This is a genomic window from Candidatus Zixiibacteriota bacterium (assembly GCA_029860345.1).
In the GTDB taxonomy this organism is placed as follows: domain Bacteria; phylum Zixibacteria; class MSB-5A5; order GN15; family FEB-12; genus JAJRTA01.
This window is the reverse complement of the sequence record JAOUBJ010000007.1, coordinates 96968-114277: the sequence shown is the minus strand read 5'-3', so window position 1 is coordinate 114277 and position 17310 is coordinate 96968. Positions and strand designations below refer to the sequence as shown.

General features: G+C 54.3%; 9 protein-coding genes. 3 read left to right on the top strand and 6 right to left on the bottom strand.

Annotated features, from left to right (window positions below):
* Window positions 1–328: 328 nt before the first annotated feature.
* The 6 genes from OEV49_09010 to OEV49_08985 all read right to left on the bottom strand — a co-directional run bounded on the left by OEV49_09010 (window position 329) and on the right by OEV49_08985 (window position 13640).
* Complete coding sequence (locus tag OEV49_09010; GenBank protein MDH3891210.1) at window positions 329–775, bottom strand: methyl-accepting chemotaxis protein; 447 nt, start codon at window positions 773–775, stop codon at window positions 329–331.
* Window positions 776–1364: 589 nt separating this feature from the next.
* Window positions 1365–7154, bottom strand: coding sequence for a T9SS type A sorting domain-containing protein (locus tag OEV49_09005; GenBank protein ID MDH3891209.1), 5790 nt, complete (start codon window positions 7152–7154; stop codon window positions 1365–1367).
* An 881-nt stretch (window positions 7155–8035) separates the two neighbouring features.
* A complete protein-coding gene (locus tag OEV49_09000; GenBank protein MDH3891208.1) occupies window positions 8036–9787 on the bottom strand; it encodes an ABC transporter ATP-binding protein/permease in 1752 nt (583 codons plus the stop codon).
* Window positions 9762–11249, bottom strand: coding sequence for a B12-binding domain-containing radical SAM protein (locus OEV49_08995; protein MDH3891207.1), 1488 nt, complete (start codon window positions 11247–11249; stop codon window positions 9762–9764). The genes OEV49_09000 and OEV49_08995 overlap by 26 nt, the downstream gene beginning before the upstream one ends.
* Window positions 11209–12288, bottom strand: coding sequence for a radical SAM protein (locus OEV49_08990; GenBank protein ID MDH3891206.1), 1080 nt, complete (start codon window positions 12286–12288; stop codon window positions 11209–11211). Before OEV49_08990 ends, OEV49_08995 begins: the two co-directional genes overlap by 41 nt.
* Window positions 12285–13640, bottom strand: a complete 1356-nt coding sequence (locus OEV49_08985) for a radical SAM protein (protein MDH3891205.1) — start codon at window positions 13638–13640, stop codon at window positions 12285–12287. Before OEV49_08985 ends, OEV49_08990 begins: the two co-directional genes overlap by 4 nt.
* Window positions 13641–14730: 1090 nt before the next feature.
* Here OEV49_08985 and OEV49_08980 point away from each other — a divergent pair.
* The 3 genes from OEV49_08980 (at window position 14731) to OEV49_08970 (ending at window position 17288) form a co-directional block, all read left to right on the top strand.
* On the top strand, window positions 14731–15198 hold the full coding sequence (locus OEV49_08980) for an Lrp/AsnC family transcriptional regulator (GenBank protein MDH3891204.1): 468 nt from the start codon (window positions 14731–14733) through the stop codon (window positions 15196–15198).
* A 184-nt stretch (window positions 15199–15382) separates the two neighbouring features.
* Entirely contained in the window at window positions 15383–16348 is a 966-nt protein-coding gene (locus OEV49_08975) for an EamA family transporter (GenBank protein MDH3891203.1), read from the top strand.
* A 1-nt stretch (window position 16349) separates the two neighbouring features.
* The gene (locus OEV49_08970; protein MDH3891202.1) at window positions 16350–17288 is read left to right on the top strand and encodes a FeS-binding protein; all 939 of its coding nucleotides are present in this window, start codon (window positions 16350–16352) and stop codon (window positions 17286–17288) included.
* The last annotated feature ends 22 nt before the right edge of the window (window positions 17289–17310 follow it).

The window sequence follows — 17310 nt, the reverse complement described above, 5'->3', positions numbered from 1 at the left end:
CAATCTTTGTTCGGGTCGTTGGATGGACACTTGTTCCGGTGGGTTCCAAAAGAGTGCTGACGAAAACTGGTGGGCAACTCCCAACTTTGCTTGCGCCAATCACTTGGGGTCATCGAGTTACCCTATTCAGGTGTGAGACACAGCCGGATGCCGGGGTCGTGATCCGGCACCGATAAATCGGTTTCTTGCGCTTCGCGCTTTGGTGCCACGTCGTGAAGCCGCAGAAACACTCCGCGGCCGCTTCACTCTTGCTACCGGCTACCACAAAAAAAAGTGGGAAGCCCGAAAGCTTCCCACCTCAGTGTAGTATGACAAATGAATCTCCGGGTTAGCTGACCTGGAACTGGGACACGATCTGCTTTAGGCCCTCGGCGTTCTTGTTCAGTTCCTCGGCCGCGGCGGCCGCCTGTTCGGCGCCGGTCGCTGTCTCCTTGGTCACTGAGGACACGTTCTCGACGTTCTTTGATATCTGCTCGGCCGCTGTCGACTGTTCATCGGCGGCCGTAGCGATCTGTTGAATCATATCCATCACCCGCTGCGACATGTTGACAATCTCAGTCAGGCTGTTACCTGCCTTGTCGGCCAGCTCACGACCCTTGTCCACTTCCTGGACACCGGTCTCCATCGATTGAACCGCTTCCTCGGTTTCAGACTGGATACCCTTGATCATGTCGGTGATTTCGGCGGTGGCTTTGCCGGACCGTTCGGCCCGTCTTCCACAGTTTGGGCGCCTGACACCACGCACATGGTTTGTTTGATTGTCCCCATGTTTCAAAGCACGTCTTTCCCGGTAAAACACCCTGTTCCCTGGCCGCCTTGTTGCAGGCTACAACTTCACGAGTACCCTTCCTGAGCAGCAGGGCCACTGGTTCAAGACTGTCCAGAAATGTCTGACAGGTTTCCAGTCGGACGCAATCAGCTTTGACATCTGTCGTCCGGCTCAGTTTCAATTGTCTGGAAGCACCTTGTTGCGGCGGCTCCATTACGGTCGACGCATTAGTTTCTTCCCCACCCAGGTTGTCGCTTGACATATCAAAGACTCCGCGAGGTTCCAGTGGCTCTGAGAGTGGTTATAACTCCCAAAGCCTGTCCGATCCCATTGACATATAAATCGTCGACAGCACACGCCAGATACCTTACCAGCCAACGGCCCCATCGCCGACTCCTGCCTGCCGCACCAAAACTCACGCACTCCAACCATACGCATACCTTTCTCGGATCAGAACACAAAGCTGAGCACGTCGGACAACTATCAAATCCATGAAGGAGTTTTCACCCTGACATTGTTCAGTTCAGTAGGCACAAAAAAAAGGACAGCGCCATACAGGCACTGTCCCATTTGTTAGCTATTATGTTCCGCGCGGTTACTTCAACAGCACCATCTTGCGGGTCTCAGAGAAGGTACCTGCCTTGAGGCGGTACAAATAGATGCCTGAGGCGTGACCGTTGGCGTTCCACTGAACCTCCACCACACCCGGTCTGCTGTGACCCTTGAAGGTTTTCACCTCGCGACCCAGCGCGTTGTAGATGGTCAGTTCATAATCGGCCGCCTCGGCCAATGCGAAGGCAATAGTTGCAACCGGGTTGAACGGATTCGGGTAACTCGGGTAAAGGGCAAACTGATCCGGAACCAGTTTCGCCGTTACGGGGATACCCTCGTAGGTTGCAGCTTCGAATTTGACCAATTCACCTTCAAGCCCGGCTACGAAGGCACCTTCAAAAGTCTGGTCCTTCTGTAGGCTGAAGACCAGGATTCTGGTCAAATCTGCCTCGGCGTCGTAGCCGTACTTCATCTCCATGTTGGATGCCAGCAGGTGAGGCTGTTGCTCACCCTCCACTACCAACCAGGCGGCACCGAGCGAAGCGTTAACGCTCAACACACCGCCGGCAAGGTCTGTTCCGACGACAATTGGTGCCTGCTTGAAGTATGGAAGAGCATCACCGACAATGATGCGGATCAAGTACACAAGATCGGCCACCGACAACGTAATTCCGTCGGCGTTGACATCAGAAGCGGCAATCTGGCCGTCGACATTGACATTGAACACCGGGAGTCCCTGAATGAAGTAATTGCTCAACAGAACAGCGTCGGCTATCTCGTTGGCGTTGCCGTTAAGGTTGATGTCACCACGGGCATCGATGGAGTCGGCGCATACGATATCGACACCACCATTGGTGAAAGTCAGGCATGTGTGCGGAGTCGGCTTACCCGGCTCGGGATCGAGACACCCCTCCTGCGGACCGAAGTAGGTGGGGAAGCCAAAGGTGGAGTCGGTAATCTCAGTGCCTTCGAACTCGTACACATGCTCGGCCATATACAGGATATTACCATTCACCGACGACACCGTGTTGTCACCGCAGTCACACCAGAAGAACCTGACCGGGATATACTGACACTCAAAAGTGCGGTCGTTGGTGACCAGGAAGTCCAGCGTAAACAAAGTCGCCGGTAGGGAGGCGGGCAGGAAGCAGTCGGGATGATTGGGACCGTTGTTGGTCTCGGCCAAACCGAATACCCTGACCTGACCGGAAGGACAGCCACCGGCACAAGCGCCGCAAGGACCATAGCGGTACACGAAATACTCCCATCCACAACCGTCCGGAGCCGGATCATAGAACGGCGGTCCGGGGATTACGGTTTGCAGATTCAGCGCTGAGGCATCATAGGCGATCAAGATGTCATAGCCGCCCATTGGAATCTCGCTTGAGTCTACTGTGACCGCCACATATTCATGCGAACCCTGGATGGCATTGTGGGTCTTTTCGATCGTAATCGACGGACACAGATCGCAATCCTCAGCCGGAAGGGCCTCGACATCAACTATGGTGGTGCAGGTTGCACTGGCGCCACAGGAGTCAATGGCCGTGAATATGAGCAGGTTGGCGCCGGAGTCGGGCTCAAGACAGTACTGACCGCCTGGAGTGTATGGCTGGCCATTAAGAAGAGTGGATGATAGGTTGCCATCAGGGTCGGTGGCGCTGAACGCCCCAACACACACCGTGTCACCTACAATACACCGAATAATGGAAGTATCTCCCGGACAGGTCACCACCGGTGGAGCGTTGAGAACAACGTTGAACCTTCGTGTGCAACTGGAAGTTGCGCCGCATGAATCGGTGCAGGTAACGGTAATCGTATTGTAGCCCTCAACCGGATCGAAACAGACCGTGCTGCCGGTGAGCGTGCCACCTGTTACCTCACACGACTCCAGGTTACCATCCGGATCGGTGCAGCACTCGAAACCGGGAATACAGATCTGGCTCAGATCGCACACAAACAGCGTTTGCTCATTGGGACAGGTCGGCTCGTTCGGGGGGCTGTTGAGTATCACGTGGATCGTCGTCTGACAACTATCTGTCCGTCCGCAGACATCGACACAACCGACGGTGATAACGTTGTCGCCTTCGACCGGCGTGAAGCAGACGGTGGTACCGGTCAGCGTGCCTGGAGTCGCCCAGCAGCTAACGGCACCGCTGCTACCAAAGAAGCCGTCGATGCACAATTCGCTCAGGTCGCACACCAGGATAGTATCAACTGGGGGACAACTTGGAGGCTCAAGGTCTGGAATTATATCTACGGTTACCGTCGTCTGACAACTGGCTTCAACGCCGCAACTGTCAACGCAGGTGAATGTGATAACATTGTCACCCTCGACCGGCGTAAAGCAAACTTCGCTGCCGGTCAAAGTACCAAGGTCCACCGAACAGCTAACCGAACCGCTGCTGGCGATGAAGCCATCAATGCACAACTGGCTCAGATCACACACCTGGACGGTCTGGCTGGGCGGACAGCTTGGGGGGGCAAGGCCGGGGATTAGATTCACTGTTACCGTTGTCTGACAGCTGGACGGGTTGCCGCAACTGTCAACGCAGGTGTAAGTAATAACATTGTCACCCTCAATCGGGATAAAGCAAACTTCGCTGCCGGTCAATGTACCAATGTCCACCGAGCAACTGGCCGAACCGACACTGCTGAAACCGTCGATACACACTTCTGTGATGTCGCATAGATCCAGCGTGACGTTGGCCGGACAGGTTACTTCCGGACCGGTAGTGTCAAGCGTCACGTTCACCGTCGTCTGACAACTGGACTCGTTGCCGCAACTGTCAACACAGGTGTATGTAATGACATTGTCACCCTCGACCGGCGTGAAACAAACTTCAGTGCCGGTCAAAGTACCCAGGTCCACCGAGCAACTGGCCGAACCGACACTGCTGAAACCGTCGATACAGATATCGGTAAGATCGCACTGCACCACCGAGACATTGGCCGGACAGGTTACTTCCGGACCGGTGGTGTCGAGCGTCACATTCACCGTCGTCTGACAACTGGACTCGTTGCCGCAACTGTCAACGCAGGTGTATGTGATAACATTGTCACCCTCAACCGGCGTGAAACAGACTTCAGTGCCGGTCAAAGTACCCAGGTCCACCGAGCAACTGGCCGAACCGACACTGCTGAAACCGTCGATACAGATATCGGTAAGATCACACTGCACCACCGAGACATTGGCCGGACATGTTACTTCCGGACCGGTAGTGTCGAGCGTCACGTTCACCGTCGTCTGACAACTGGACTCGTTGCCGCAACTGTCAACACAGGTGTATGTAATGACATTGTCACCCTCGACCGGCGTGAAACAGACTTGGCTGCCGGTCAAAGTACCCAGGTCCACCGAGCAACTGGCCGAACCAACACTGCTGAAACCGTCGATACAGATATCGGTAAGATCACACTGAACCACCGAGACATTAGCCGGACATGTTACTTCCGGACCGGTGGTGTCGAGCGTCACGTTCACCGTCGTCTGACAACTGGACTCGTTGCCGCAACTGTCAACACAGGTGTATGTAATGACATTGTCACCCTCAACCGGCGTGAAACAAACTTGGCTGCCGGTCAGAGTACCAAGGTCCACCGAGCAACTAACCGAACCAACACTGCTGAAACCGTCGATACAGATATCGGTAAGATCGCACTGCACCACCGAGACATTGGCCGGGCATGTTACTTCCGGACCGGTGGTGTCGAGCGTCACGTTCACCGTCGTCTGACAACTGGACTCGTTGCCGCAACTGTCAACACAGGTGTATGTAATGACATTGTCACCCTCAACCGGCGTGAAACAGACTTGGCTGCCGGTCAGAGTACCAAGGTCCACCGAGCAACTAACCGAACCGACACTGCTGAAACCGTCGATACAGATATCGGTAAGATCACACTGCACTACCGAGATGTTGGCCGGGCATGTTACTTCGGGACCGGTGGTGTCGAGCGTCACGTTAACAGTTGTCTGACAATATGAGGAATCTCCACAACTGTCGACACAGATGTAGGTAATGACGTTAGCACCTTCAACCGGCAGGAGACAGACGGTGCCGCCGTTAAGCACTCCGCCGGTAGCATAGCTATAATCAAAATTGCCGTCAGGATCACCGTTGCAGCTAAAACCGTCGACACAAATCGAGTCGGTCAGGTCACAGAGCACCAAGTCAACGCCCGCAGGACAGGTCGGAGTGTTGGGCGCACTGTTGAGTACCACGTAAATCGTAGTTTCGCATGTATCGGCCAGGTCGCAGGAATCTGTGCAGATGTAGGTAATAGTATTGGCGCCTTCAACCGGCGTGAAACAGACTTCTGTTCCATTGAGAGTCCCAAGAGATACGGTGCAATTGGCAAGGTCTCCGTCATCGTCACTGCTTGTAAACCCGTCCACACAGATTGGAGACAGGTCACAGACGAACAGAGTATCATCCGACGGACAACTGACTACCGGCGGAATGCAGCAACTCTTGGTCGGAAGCGTCACCTCCAAATCGGCACAACAAAAGTCACCCGGACAGCCACCGGTCGTATTACAAACATTCAGATGGACAGTAACCGAAGTTGCTCCCGGATCGACCGTGAAGTCGACCGAACTGAGCGTACTGTCTCCCACGATAGTGCCATTGGTGACAGACCACAGCCAGGCACCGCCGCCGGAGGTATCAGATGCGGTGTAAGTGGAATCGAGATCGTTGCAAAGCGAATCGGCATCAATCACAATCTCGCCTTCGGGCGGCAGACAAATCGTGCCGTTTTGGATACTGCGATCCTGGTTGGCTCCACCGCCGCCATCAAAATCTTTCATTCGCATGTGGTATGGCGCCCCGGCGACCGAAGCCGAGCCATTGCCTACGCCCCAATGAGTCGTGTCACCCTGAGACAGATTACCACCCCAGTAGAAACCGACCGTTCCGGTATCAACTTGTGTGTAGTATACTTCGACCGACCAGGTGCGATCGGAGGCGGTGCCGCCGAAGTAGTACTTACCGACCGAGTCGATAATCGCGTTGTAGGCCATAAGGTAGTGAGTGTCATTATACTCATAGGTGCTCGGATAGAAATCTCCCGGAATCGAGCCGGAATAATTCGAGACTGTGTCCGGGTCCGGAAACACCAGTGAGTCAGTGGGGGCGACACAATCGGCGGGCGCTGTCGTACCGGAATCGCCGCATGGGCCGCCGGCTAGCGTGATTGCTGAGTCCTCGCTAAAATCGTAACTGCCCAGATAATCAAAGGCGTGAACGTTTGCCTTGGTCCACTCCATCTCAATAGTGAAAAAGTGCGAACCGGTGTCGGCCGTAATAAAGGCCCGATAGGGTACCACCCGCCCCTCGCTGTAACAGGAGTTGGAGGAGTTGATATTGCCGTTGGCCCATTTGGGAGCGGTAGTGGTGGTGCCGTTCTGCAACTGGTCAAGATTTGTGCTGCCGGCCACAAAGGTGGTAGAAGCCGTGGCGCCTGACTCCTGTCCGGTCGCCGTAAGCAGCAATTCGCTGCTTGTTCCCTGATAATCCACCAGCCAGGTAGTGACAAAACCTCCCAGAGCGTCGCTTGACACCGACCAGGGCATACCACTGGCGCCGGCTATCGGCGTACCGTCCAACTCGGTAACCTGAACGGTCACAAACTCATCGGGACCAAAGGCGGAGCCGTCGATATCGACCGTGGTGCCGATCAGGTAGTTGGGGGCGTCGGTTGCAACCTCGGCGGCGAAAGCAGAAGCGCCGAAGAAAACCAACAGCCCGACCAGGCTATAAATAATGGACCACCTTAGTCCAATTACTGCTGAGTCCTTACCCCGAGTGGGTGAGAGTGATCTACCTAACATAGTGTCCTCACTATTAATTCCGGCTGCACATGGCCGGTTCGAGTTATCGAAGCTGTGTAATCTCAGATGACATTGTGACACCGTCCGGTTCGTCCTTTTCGAAATGTCCGGTCGGTTTCTAACCTATCTCAAGTGAGTAAGGAGTCAATGGAGTAAAGCAATCAGATTACCTAACTCACCACGCAGCAAGATACCTACCCACCGCTTTTTGTCAAGGGGAAAGTGGGCTGAGCGGCGCCATATTACGGGTGTCTTCAGGTTCTTCAGCCCATCCAATAACCGGGTCAACTTTTCGCTTGAACCTAAGAGCTCTAAATCGTTGCCCGATTGGCGGTTGACGCAATCGCGAGTCCCCAAAGAAGTCCCTGCCGATCCAGTTTAGATTGGTACTTTTTTTGACCACTTATTTGATTGACGTGGCTCACAATCCTGCTCTCGTCGGGTGGCACCCTCAGAGCGTCTTTGGGGGTGACTTTTCGCATATCGACTCCCGTCCCAAACAAGGTTTGAGACGGCCACCCATCGCAGAAGGACGACGCGGCGATCTCATCTTGTAGGTCAGTACCCTTCGCGGTCCTGACAACGCGCGAAGCGCGAAAAAACAGGCTTGCCTGTCACCCTGAGCGCAGTCGAAGGGTGCGTATCTTTGTGGACTCCTGTGCTCGGCAGATGTCCACATCTGCCGCATGTCAAAACTGCAAGACCACATCGAAAAAGCCCATCACCAGTCATTGCGAGGAGTTCCGCGCCACGCGGGACGACGCGGCAATCTCATACACTGTCACCCTGAGCGCAGTCGAACGGTGCGTACCTTATGGTGCCGTCGTGCGACCCCGCGCGACGGCTCTCACGGGTCGCGCCCCTAACGGGCTTGACACCTGTCACGAGATCATCTGGTTGGCGGCGAGCTCCCGATAAGTATCCGAATCGGTCATCAGTTGATCATGCGTGCCCGAAGCAGCGATCCGTCCGTTCTCCATCACCAATATCCGGTCGGCAAACTGTACCGTGGCCAATCGATGAGCAATAATGATCGCCGTCTTGTCGGTCAACACACTTCGCAGAGACTGCTGGATCAACTGTTCGGACGTGGAATCAAGGGCCGAGGTAGCTTCGTCCAGAATAAGAATCGGTGGGTCCTTCAACAGCGCCCGGGCCAGACAGATGCGTTGGCGCTCACCACCCGACATGGTAACGCCGCGTTCACCCACCTCGGTCTGGTATCCATTGTCCAATGCGTCGACGAAGTCTGCAATATTGGCTACGCGCGCAGCATTCTGTACCTGCTCGGCGGTGGCACCCGAGTTGGCGTAGGCTATGTTTTCGAAGATCGTGCTCTTGAACAAAACCGGTGATTGCTCGACCAGCCCGATCGATCCCCGGAGCTTGTGCAAGCCCAGTCGTTTTATATCGATGCCGTCGATGAGAACGCTGCCTTTCTGCGGGTCGAAGAACCTTAACAGCAGGTTGATAAGGCTTGTCTTACCGGCGCCGGACGGACCCACCACGGCAACTGTCTCACCCGGCTGGACATTGAGTCGTTCGATATCCAACACGAATCCGTCTTCCTCATACCAGAATCGTACTTCGTTGAACTCCACCTGGCCGTGCACCTGTTTGGGACAGATCGGGCTACTGTCTTCGACCACCGCCGGTTCCAGGTCCAGATACTCGAATATCCGATAGACCGAGGCCAATGCCGACTGAATCTCGACATTGATCGAAGCCAAATCCTGAACGGGCTGGTACAGGTAGGTGAGTAACAGATAGAAAGCGATGAGAGCGCCGAGCTTGACGCTGCCACCGGCCACAAGATAGGTGCCCCAGGCCAGCACGACTATCGGTCCCAGCATGTTCACGAAGTGAATGAGGTTGGACGACAGCGAGGCGGTAACGCTTGATCTGATAATCCACCCGCCCAATCGGTTAGACTCTTTGTCGACCCGCGCCCTCTCTCGTTTCTCCTGACCGAAAGCGATTACGGTGGTGAGTGACGACAAGGCTTCCTGGAGCCGGGCCGACAGTCTGGCGAAAGACTGTTGATATTCGTGGATCAACCGGTGCATACGGCGTCCGAAGGAGTGAGACAGTAGTATCGTCAACGGCACGGGAATCAACGCAATAAGAGTCAGCACCCAGTTGACCTGAAGCAGGTATATCAGAATGGCTGCCAGCATGAGAACGTTGGCCAGGAACATTAACAGTACCGAGGTCATGAGTTCCTGAATTCGGTCGACGTCCGACAATACGCGTGACATCAGTTCGCCCACCGAGTTCCGATGGTGAAAGCGCAGAGATACCTGTTCAAGATGATAGAACAGATCGGAACGAACGTCGCGCACGATGCCTGCCGAGATTCGGCCGATGAGATAGTCACGTATCCAGGTGAAAAGCACGTTGAAAAAGTATATGGCCACCAGGACGAGACCAAACAACACGATCGGCTTCAGTTCGAATTGTTCGGCGGCACTGAGGGCGGGGATCAGATCATCGATCATGTATTGTATGGACAACGGGACGGCCAGAGTTACCCCGGTAATCAGAACCATAGTTATAAACGTCAACAGTTCCAACTGCCAGTACGGGCGCAGGTAACGCCACAGCCGCTTAAACGTTTTGATAGCGGTAGTCATCCTGCCAATAGGGGTAGTATTTGTTAGCGGCAAATCTGAAGGCTTGAGGTGTAAGGATCTGTTTCATCTTCTCCATACGCGGCTCCATCATTCGCCAACAGAGTTCTCTGTTTTCGCCGTCCAGGCTTGCAGACGGTACCAGCGCCATGCTGGCCTGATACTGGTCGCTGTCACCGAGCCACCAGTCACCTGCATCAAAGCGGGTGCCGTACTTGTTTTCAAAGGATTCACGATGGTCGTAAACTTCGCATCCCGGGAAGTGCATGTAGGTATGGGGCACCCACATGAGAGATGAATGTTCGGGTGCCAGACAGCTGTCAATGAATGCGAATGTTTCATCAAGCGTGTCGCGTGTTTCGCCCGGATGGTTGAAAAGCAGATTGCCCCGGTGGACAATGCCGTGACTGGACAGTTCCCGGCTGGCCCGTACAAAAGCACCCAGAAACTTCTCCGGTGCGCGACTCTTGTGCATCAGCCGGAGCATGCTGGGCGACCCGCTTTCAACGCCGAACTGCACCTCTGCTTTCAGATGAGTCAATAGCCTTATGTCCTCCTCGGTGATATACTCCGGGCGTGTCTCGAAGATCACCCAAAAGGGCGGCTGCTCTTCGACCATGCGGTTCAGAAACTCATGCCGCCAGGCGGGACGAACACCAAAGCAGGCATCGGCTATCCCGACCGAACGAATCTCGAAGCGACGAGCGGCCGCCATGATCTGCGCGACCGCCTCAGCCGGCGACAGCGCCCGCCAGTTAGCATCTTTCAGAGGCTCCATACAGAAGCTGCACCGAAAGGGACAACCGCGGGCGAGAAAGATGTACAAACAGTCCACCCCGTTCACGGCGTGCTGCCTGACAATCGGCTCCACCAGGTCCCAATTGTAGGGAACAAACTCTTCGAGTTTCAGCGGCGGTCCCTGAATAATCTCCGTCTTGGCGGGACGTCCGGTGTCGGCCAAGCGACGCGCGATATCAACCAGAGCGTGTTCCCCTTCCCCGCAGACCACATAGTCAAACAACTTGTCCTCGGTAATAAACTCGTTGGGCAACGCTGTCGGGTGGTAGCCGCCGACCACTATCAGTTTGTCGGGATACAGTTCCCGGCAGATTCGTGCCACGGCAAGCGAAGACTGGTAAGACAATGAAGTCCAGCAGGAGATACCGAGGATATCGAAGTCGCGCGATGACAGATCATTTCGGACTATTCGTTCGAATCGGCGAATCTGCGTCTGGCTGGCCGGACGACCGATCTTAAGCTCATAATCGACATACTCCACCGGATGAAACTGTTTTAGATATGACGCCAGCCACAACAGAGATGTCTTGATGTCGAGACTGTCTACCTGCTCCGAATACCGAAAACAGGAGGGATAGGCCAAGAGTATTTTGGATTCATTGCTCACTCCGTTGCCGATCTCCCGCCTACTCCCGAAATTGCTCCAGCAACTGGTCGATGCCTTCATGCTTAGGCGGCACGATACCTTGTTTGGCCTCTACCTGCAACATGCAAAACGGATTATCGGCCCGTTTGCCGGACGCCGACCACGAGGTCGTGGTACAACCGCCTCGGCATAAAGGCAGGTAGTCGCATTCGCGACAGGCGCCATCGGCCGACTCGCGAGTGAAACATCGATTGTATTTGAAGCCGTCCATTTTATTCCAGACTTTGGCAAACCCGCCGTTGCGGATGTTGCCCTCGACGAACTCTTCAGGCATTGAGAGACAGCCCTTGATATCACCGTTGGATTCGATACCGGCCACCCGCGTTCCGGCATAACAACCGAAGTAGGCTTCGCCGTCAAGCAGCTCGGTTCCCTTGCAGCCGAAATACCCGATGTTCTCACCGACATCGATGGCAATCCCGTCCATTTTCTGGAATTCGAGAATCTTATCAACCAGCTTGGGATAGTTCTCCATAGAGAGTACCATATCCTTCGGCATCCGACCCGTGGGCGTGGTCATCTGGATGCGCCAGGCCGGGCAATGGGCCTCGACAAGTATCTCTCGTATCGCATCCAGTTCCTTCAGGTTTATGTTCGACACCTGAGTGATGGCGCAAAAACGCAGACCCTCTTTGTGCAGCAGGTTCATGGTGTTGATGACCTGGTCGAAGCTCTTGGGGTTCTGGCGGATGTAGTTATGGGTCGGGTCGGTGCCGTCGAGACTGACACCGATGTTGGTAAAGCCGATATCCTTCATTTCCTGAACCACCTCAGGCGTGACGGAAAAGCCGTTTGTTATGATATATGGCTTGATGCCGCTCTCTTTGATGTGCCTGGCCAGTTCACGCCAGTCTTTGCGCAACATCGGCTCACCGCCGGAAATGGTGATGGAATCGGTGCCCAATTCCTTGAGTTCATCTATCAAAGCCAGCGCTTCGTCGGTGCTGAGCTCATCCGCTCTTTGCTTACCGGCCGAAGTGCCGCAGTGAATGCACCGCATATTGCACGCCCAGGTTACCTCCCATACGACAACTTGGGGATAGCATTTAAACTCGCTCACGATTGCATCTCCTTCTCGGTTTCGGCTTGTTGCCTGGCGCGCATGCAGGAGGCCGCGATCGTCTCCAACATAGGCTCCAAATTGAATTTCCAACTTTCACACATCTCGTCTTTCCCTGCGTCGGGCGACGTTCGTCTATCCGGACAACCACCCATACAAACCGGCAGGACCGAACAGTCCCGACACTCGGCAAGCTCGAACGGATTAACGTCGAACAGTTGAATGAAATTGGGGTGGTCATACTTGATCTCATCCGATATGTGACCCATGCTCCGTTGTTCGTCCCCGATGTAGTTCCAGCACCGACAGATATTACCCTTGGGATCGACGACGAATCCGTTGACCCCCTGGGCCATGCAGAAGACGGCCATCGGGGAGGGCAGTTTCTCAACACGGAAACCGTTCTCCAGCAGAAGCCGGTAGTACTCGGTTTCCGCACCGGCAAAGCTGATCGCTCCGTAGCACGACTCAGCTATATTGGCGCAGACACTTGTGGAAGGTTCGAGTTGGCCAAAGTAAATACCCACTTTCCGCTGCATGTCTCGCGCCTTGAGTTCTTCCAACAGTTCAGCCACGATTTCTGTCGAAAAACTCTGGTCTACATTGACTCGGACGCCGATCCCTATACGCGATGATGCATAGTCGATATTTCCCAGTATAGTTTCAAAACTGTCCTGGCCGTTCTTGAGCGGGCGCTTCTTGTTGTGGAACCGGGACGGCCCGTCAATCGTCACTTGCACCGTTCGAACCTTCAGTTCCACCAACCGGTCGACGTTCTTCTTGGTGAGAAGGTACCCATTACTGATCATCGAAGCGGTATACTCAAACTTGTGCTCCTGGGCCAGATCAAGGAAGGTCTCCGTAAGGTCTTCAATGACATCCATGGCCAGAAGCGGCTCGCCGCCGTACCAGGTTATATCGAGATGCCTGATTCCCTCAGCCTGAGACTCGACGCACTTGATGATACTCTCGACAACCGAAGCCGCCATACGATCCTGCTTGGAAGGTTCGTAGCAGTATTCACAAGCCATGTTGCAGGCCAAAGTCGGAGCGATCACCAATCCTAAAGCCGAAGTGTCGTAGCGGACCATATTCTGCTGAAACTGCATAGATCGTATTTCATCGAAATCGTCCGCACACATGAATTGACCATGTTTCAGTTGCTCCAACAGTTCCTTGCCGTCGTCGGACAAGGTCGATTCGCCGGACGACTTGAGTTGTTCAACGATCTTGAGGTAGTCGGAGTAGTTGTCTTCCGTCATCAATGCCACCGCTCCCGAACGGGCGTTGAAGGCTAAGTAATGCTCGTCAGACCAACGTTGAAAATGGTTGTATCGAGAGGGCTTTGGCATACTGGACTCCTGGTAATCTGCGCGAAATAGTTGGTCGATGTGGAGCCGGATGGCTCCACACCGAACCACAATGCCTCTTAAACTAGACAATTATCCCATACAAGGGCTTAATCTTGCACAGGTTTGTGCAGCCCTTCAAGGGACATCCCTTTTGCATTGTAGGGGTGGGCTCGATCAAATAGATCATTGTCTCACCTCCAGTGAGTAGGGTTAAAGGTTTAGAGGCTCAAGGCCCGAAGGCCCTGTCTTTTTAGGTCAATATAATTCTGATTAGCTGTGTATTAGACGGATTCAACCGAGCCTTCTCCCGTCGTGAAACAGATGCTTCTAACTACCACCATAAAATGCGGACCCTGCTGCTGCACTTGGACATGTCCGGCTTTTCCCGCCCGAACGCTTTGAGATCGACTGGACGTGACAATTGCTAGACGGCTAATCTATGGTCCATCGCATCGCGCGTCAAGCGAAAAATTGGTTCACAGCAAGCCAATAAGGCAAATGCGATGACCGCATTCCGGCTTCGACCGAATAATCGTTCACGATGCTCTAAGGTCGATCCCATCGCGGTTAGCGTTCGAACGGCAACGTTTCGCGTTCATTTCTGTAACAGAAATCAAAGACTGACTGGTTTACAATTGGAAAGTGAGATCGTTTTGAGCAAGGAAATCCTGCTGTCCGGACTCCTTGGTGGGTTGGGGCTGTTCCTGTCGACCAGTGGTCATTGGCTGACTGCTCTGACTGCGCAGGAAATAACCCGGACCGTCTTGTTAGCGTCACTGGAGACCGCCGTTATATGGGCTGTAACCGGACTTGTGATTGCCCGGAGAATCAAACCCAGGTAGGTTTGAGCCAACCAGACCACATCTATCGGCCATCGGCCAATTTGCCGGCTCTATGGATAACGGCTTGCCGCAGTCAGTCGTATGGCCAGGTGGCATCGACCTGAAAAGCAACGAAAATGCGACGATTACTACATGATTGTCCAGTTTGCTTAACGAAAAGTCACAATATCTTTGTTTTCTCAGAATAATATTCATTTTTTCCCTTGTTTTTCTGGAACAATGAAGTATATTCTGCGTATGGAGGTATTATGAATATGATCGACGATACAGATCGCCAAATCCTGTCGATTCTACAGGAAAACGGCAGAACGACCAATGCGGAAATCGCCCGCCAACTCGAACTGGCCCCGTCGGGTATTCTCGAGAGAATCCGCAAGCTGGAAAAACGCAAGATTATCAAAGGATATCATGCTCACCTCGACGGTCGCCAGGTCGGCTATCGGGTGACAGCTTTTGTCTTCATTCGCACCGATGAGCGTCCGGGTGAAATCTGTGCGGCCGAATGCTTGACCGACATTCCCGAAGTTCTGGAAGTACATCACATTGCCGGCGAAGACTGCTATCTGGTCAAACTGCGGTGTGACAGCAATGAAGAGCTGGGCAGACTGCTGCGTGAAAAGATCGGAACCATAGGCAGCGTCCGCTCCAGCCGCACCAGTGTGGTGCTGGAAACGGTCAAGGAAAGCGTGTCCCTGCCGGTAAATAGCGCGAACTGACAGGCAAGCAGGCAAGCCTGTTCATGGCGCTACGCGCACACTGCCCCATGCACTGCTTGATGGAATCACAAGCCGCGTAGCGCAAGAGAGCTATTTATCGCCACCCCCAAAACCGGTTTGAGGGTGCCACCCAGTTGCTTGAAATCTCAGAGAGGATACTCGTATCCTGCTTTGGAGGTAGACTATGTCAGAACACATGAAATTCAAGATCGCCCTTGGTTTTGCCGCCATATACATAATCTGGGGGTCTACCTATCTCGCTATCCGCCTGGGCGTGGGCAGTATACCGCCGTTCATGATGGCCGGTATTCGGTTCATGGTTGGTGGATTGATTATGTATACATGGATGCGGGCTCGAGGTGTGGCGGCGCCCAGTCCAAAACACTGGTGGACGGCATCGGTTATCGGTACTCTGTTGGCCGCCGGGGGTACCGGCCTGGTAACGTGGGCAGAAACAACGGTACCATCTGGGTTGACCGCCTTGCTGGTGGCCATGGTTCCCATGTGGATCGTGCTGGTCGACTGGTTACGTCCCAATGGTATCAAACCGCGCCGCTTGGTGGTTGCGGGCTTGGGGTTGGGATTCTTTGGCGTCGCCCTGCTGATCAACCCAACCGATATCGGAGGGGTCGGTGAGATCGATAAATTCGGCGCTCTGCTGATTGTTCTGGCCACCATGTCCTGGGCCATCGGGTCGGTGTACTCTCGACACGCCGAACAGCCATCGTCAAAACTGCTGGGGGCGTCGATGCAGATGCTCGTCGGTGGCGGCGTTCTTCTGCTGGCCTCAGCCTTGACCGGAGAGTTTAATTCTTATGACGTCGGCGCCACCACGCTTGAGTCCTGGATGGCCCTGACTTACCTGATCACAGTTGGATCGGGCGCCTTTGCCGTTTACATCTGGCTGATAGGCGCATCGACACCGTCGAAAGTCGCCACCTACGCCTTCGTAAACCCGGTAATAGCACTCGTTTTGGGTGCTCTTGTGGCGGGAGAGGCGCTGAGCGGTTGGACCTTCTTCTGTTCGGTTATCGTAATCCTGGCTGTGTTTATGATCATCCGGTCAAAAGCACGCGCCGCGCAACCGACCAACGGCGCCGTTAAGTTCGTGGAACCGCCGGTTGTGCCAATACCCAGATTCAGGAGTTGAAATGGCTGATAGACCGACAAAGCCATCCCGTCCTTGGAGAGTGATATGTGACGAACTGCATCAGCGCGGCTGGCACGGAACTGTTGTCCGAGTTCAACGCCTGGAGGAACTGAAAACCGAATTGCATGATCGACGAGACAGCCAGGAGATAGACGGTCGACTCTACGCGGAAGAACTGTCCGAGTTCGACTTCGACCATTCATCCGGCCCGGCTGACACCCAGTCGATTATCATCGTGGCCGTGCCGCACCCGCACTCGGCGATGACCTTTCAATGGAAGGGAAAATCGCACCAGGTAGCCATCCCCCCAACTTACTCGCACCAAATCGACCACGATGTAAGTAAGTTGCTCAGGTCTGTGCTGACACCTCATGGTTACCTGATCAAGTCGGCCTGGGTCCCGGAAAAGCTGCTGGCTGTTCGTAGCGGCTTGGCTCGGTACGGCAAAAACAACATATCCTATGTGGACGGCCTGGGGAGCTATCACCGACTGATTCCGTTCTTCAGTGATCTGCCATGCGCCCAGGACAACTGGCAACCCGCCCAAGTGATGCCCATTTGCAACGACTGCAAAGCCTGTCTTAAGGGCTGTCCTACCGATGCCATCACCGAAGACCGCTTCCTGATCTCAGCCGAGCGCTGTCTGACCTATCACAACGAAAGCAACCGGGAGTTCCCGAGGTGGATTGATCCATCATGGCATCACTGTCTGGTTGGCTGCCTAAAGTGTCAGGACGTTTGTCCGGTCAACAGAAAGATACCTCAAACGGTTGACGCGCGCATCATGTTTACCGCCGGCGAGACGCAGTTGCTGGTAGATAACAAAGACTTCAGCCGACTGCCACAGGCCAAGAAAGTTGCTCTTGCCGAGTTCCCATTTACGAAGAATCTGTCGCGACTGGCCAGAAACTTAAGGACTCTTTTGGAGGCGGGGACTTAGCCGGCACTACAAACACAAAAGA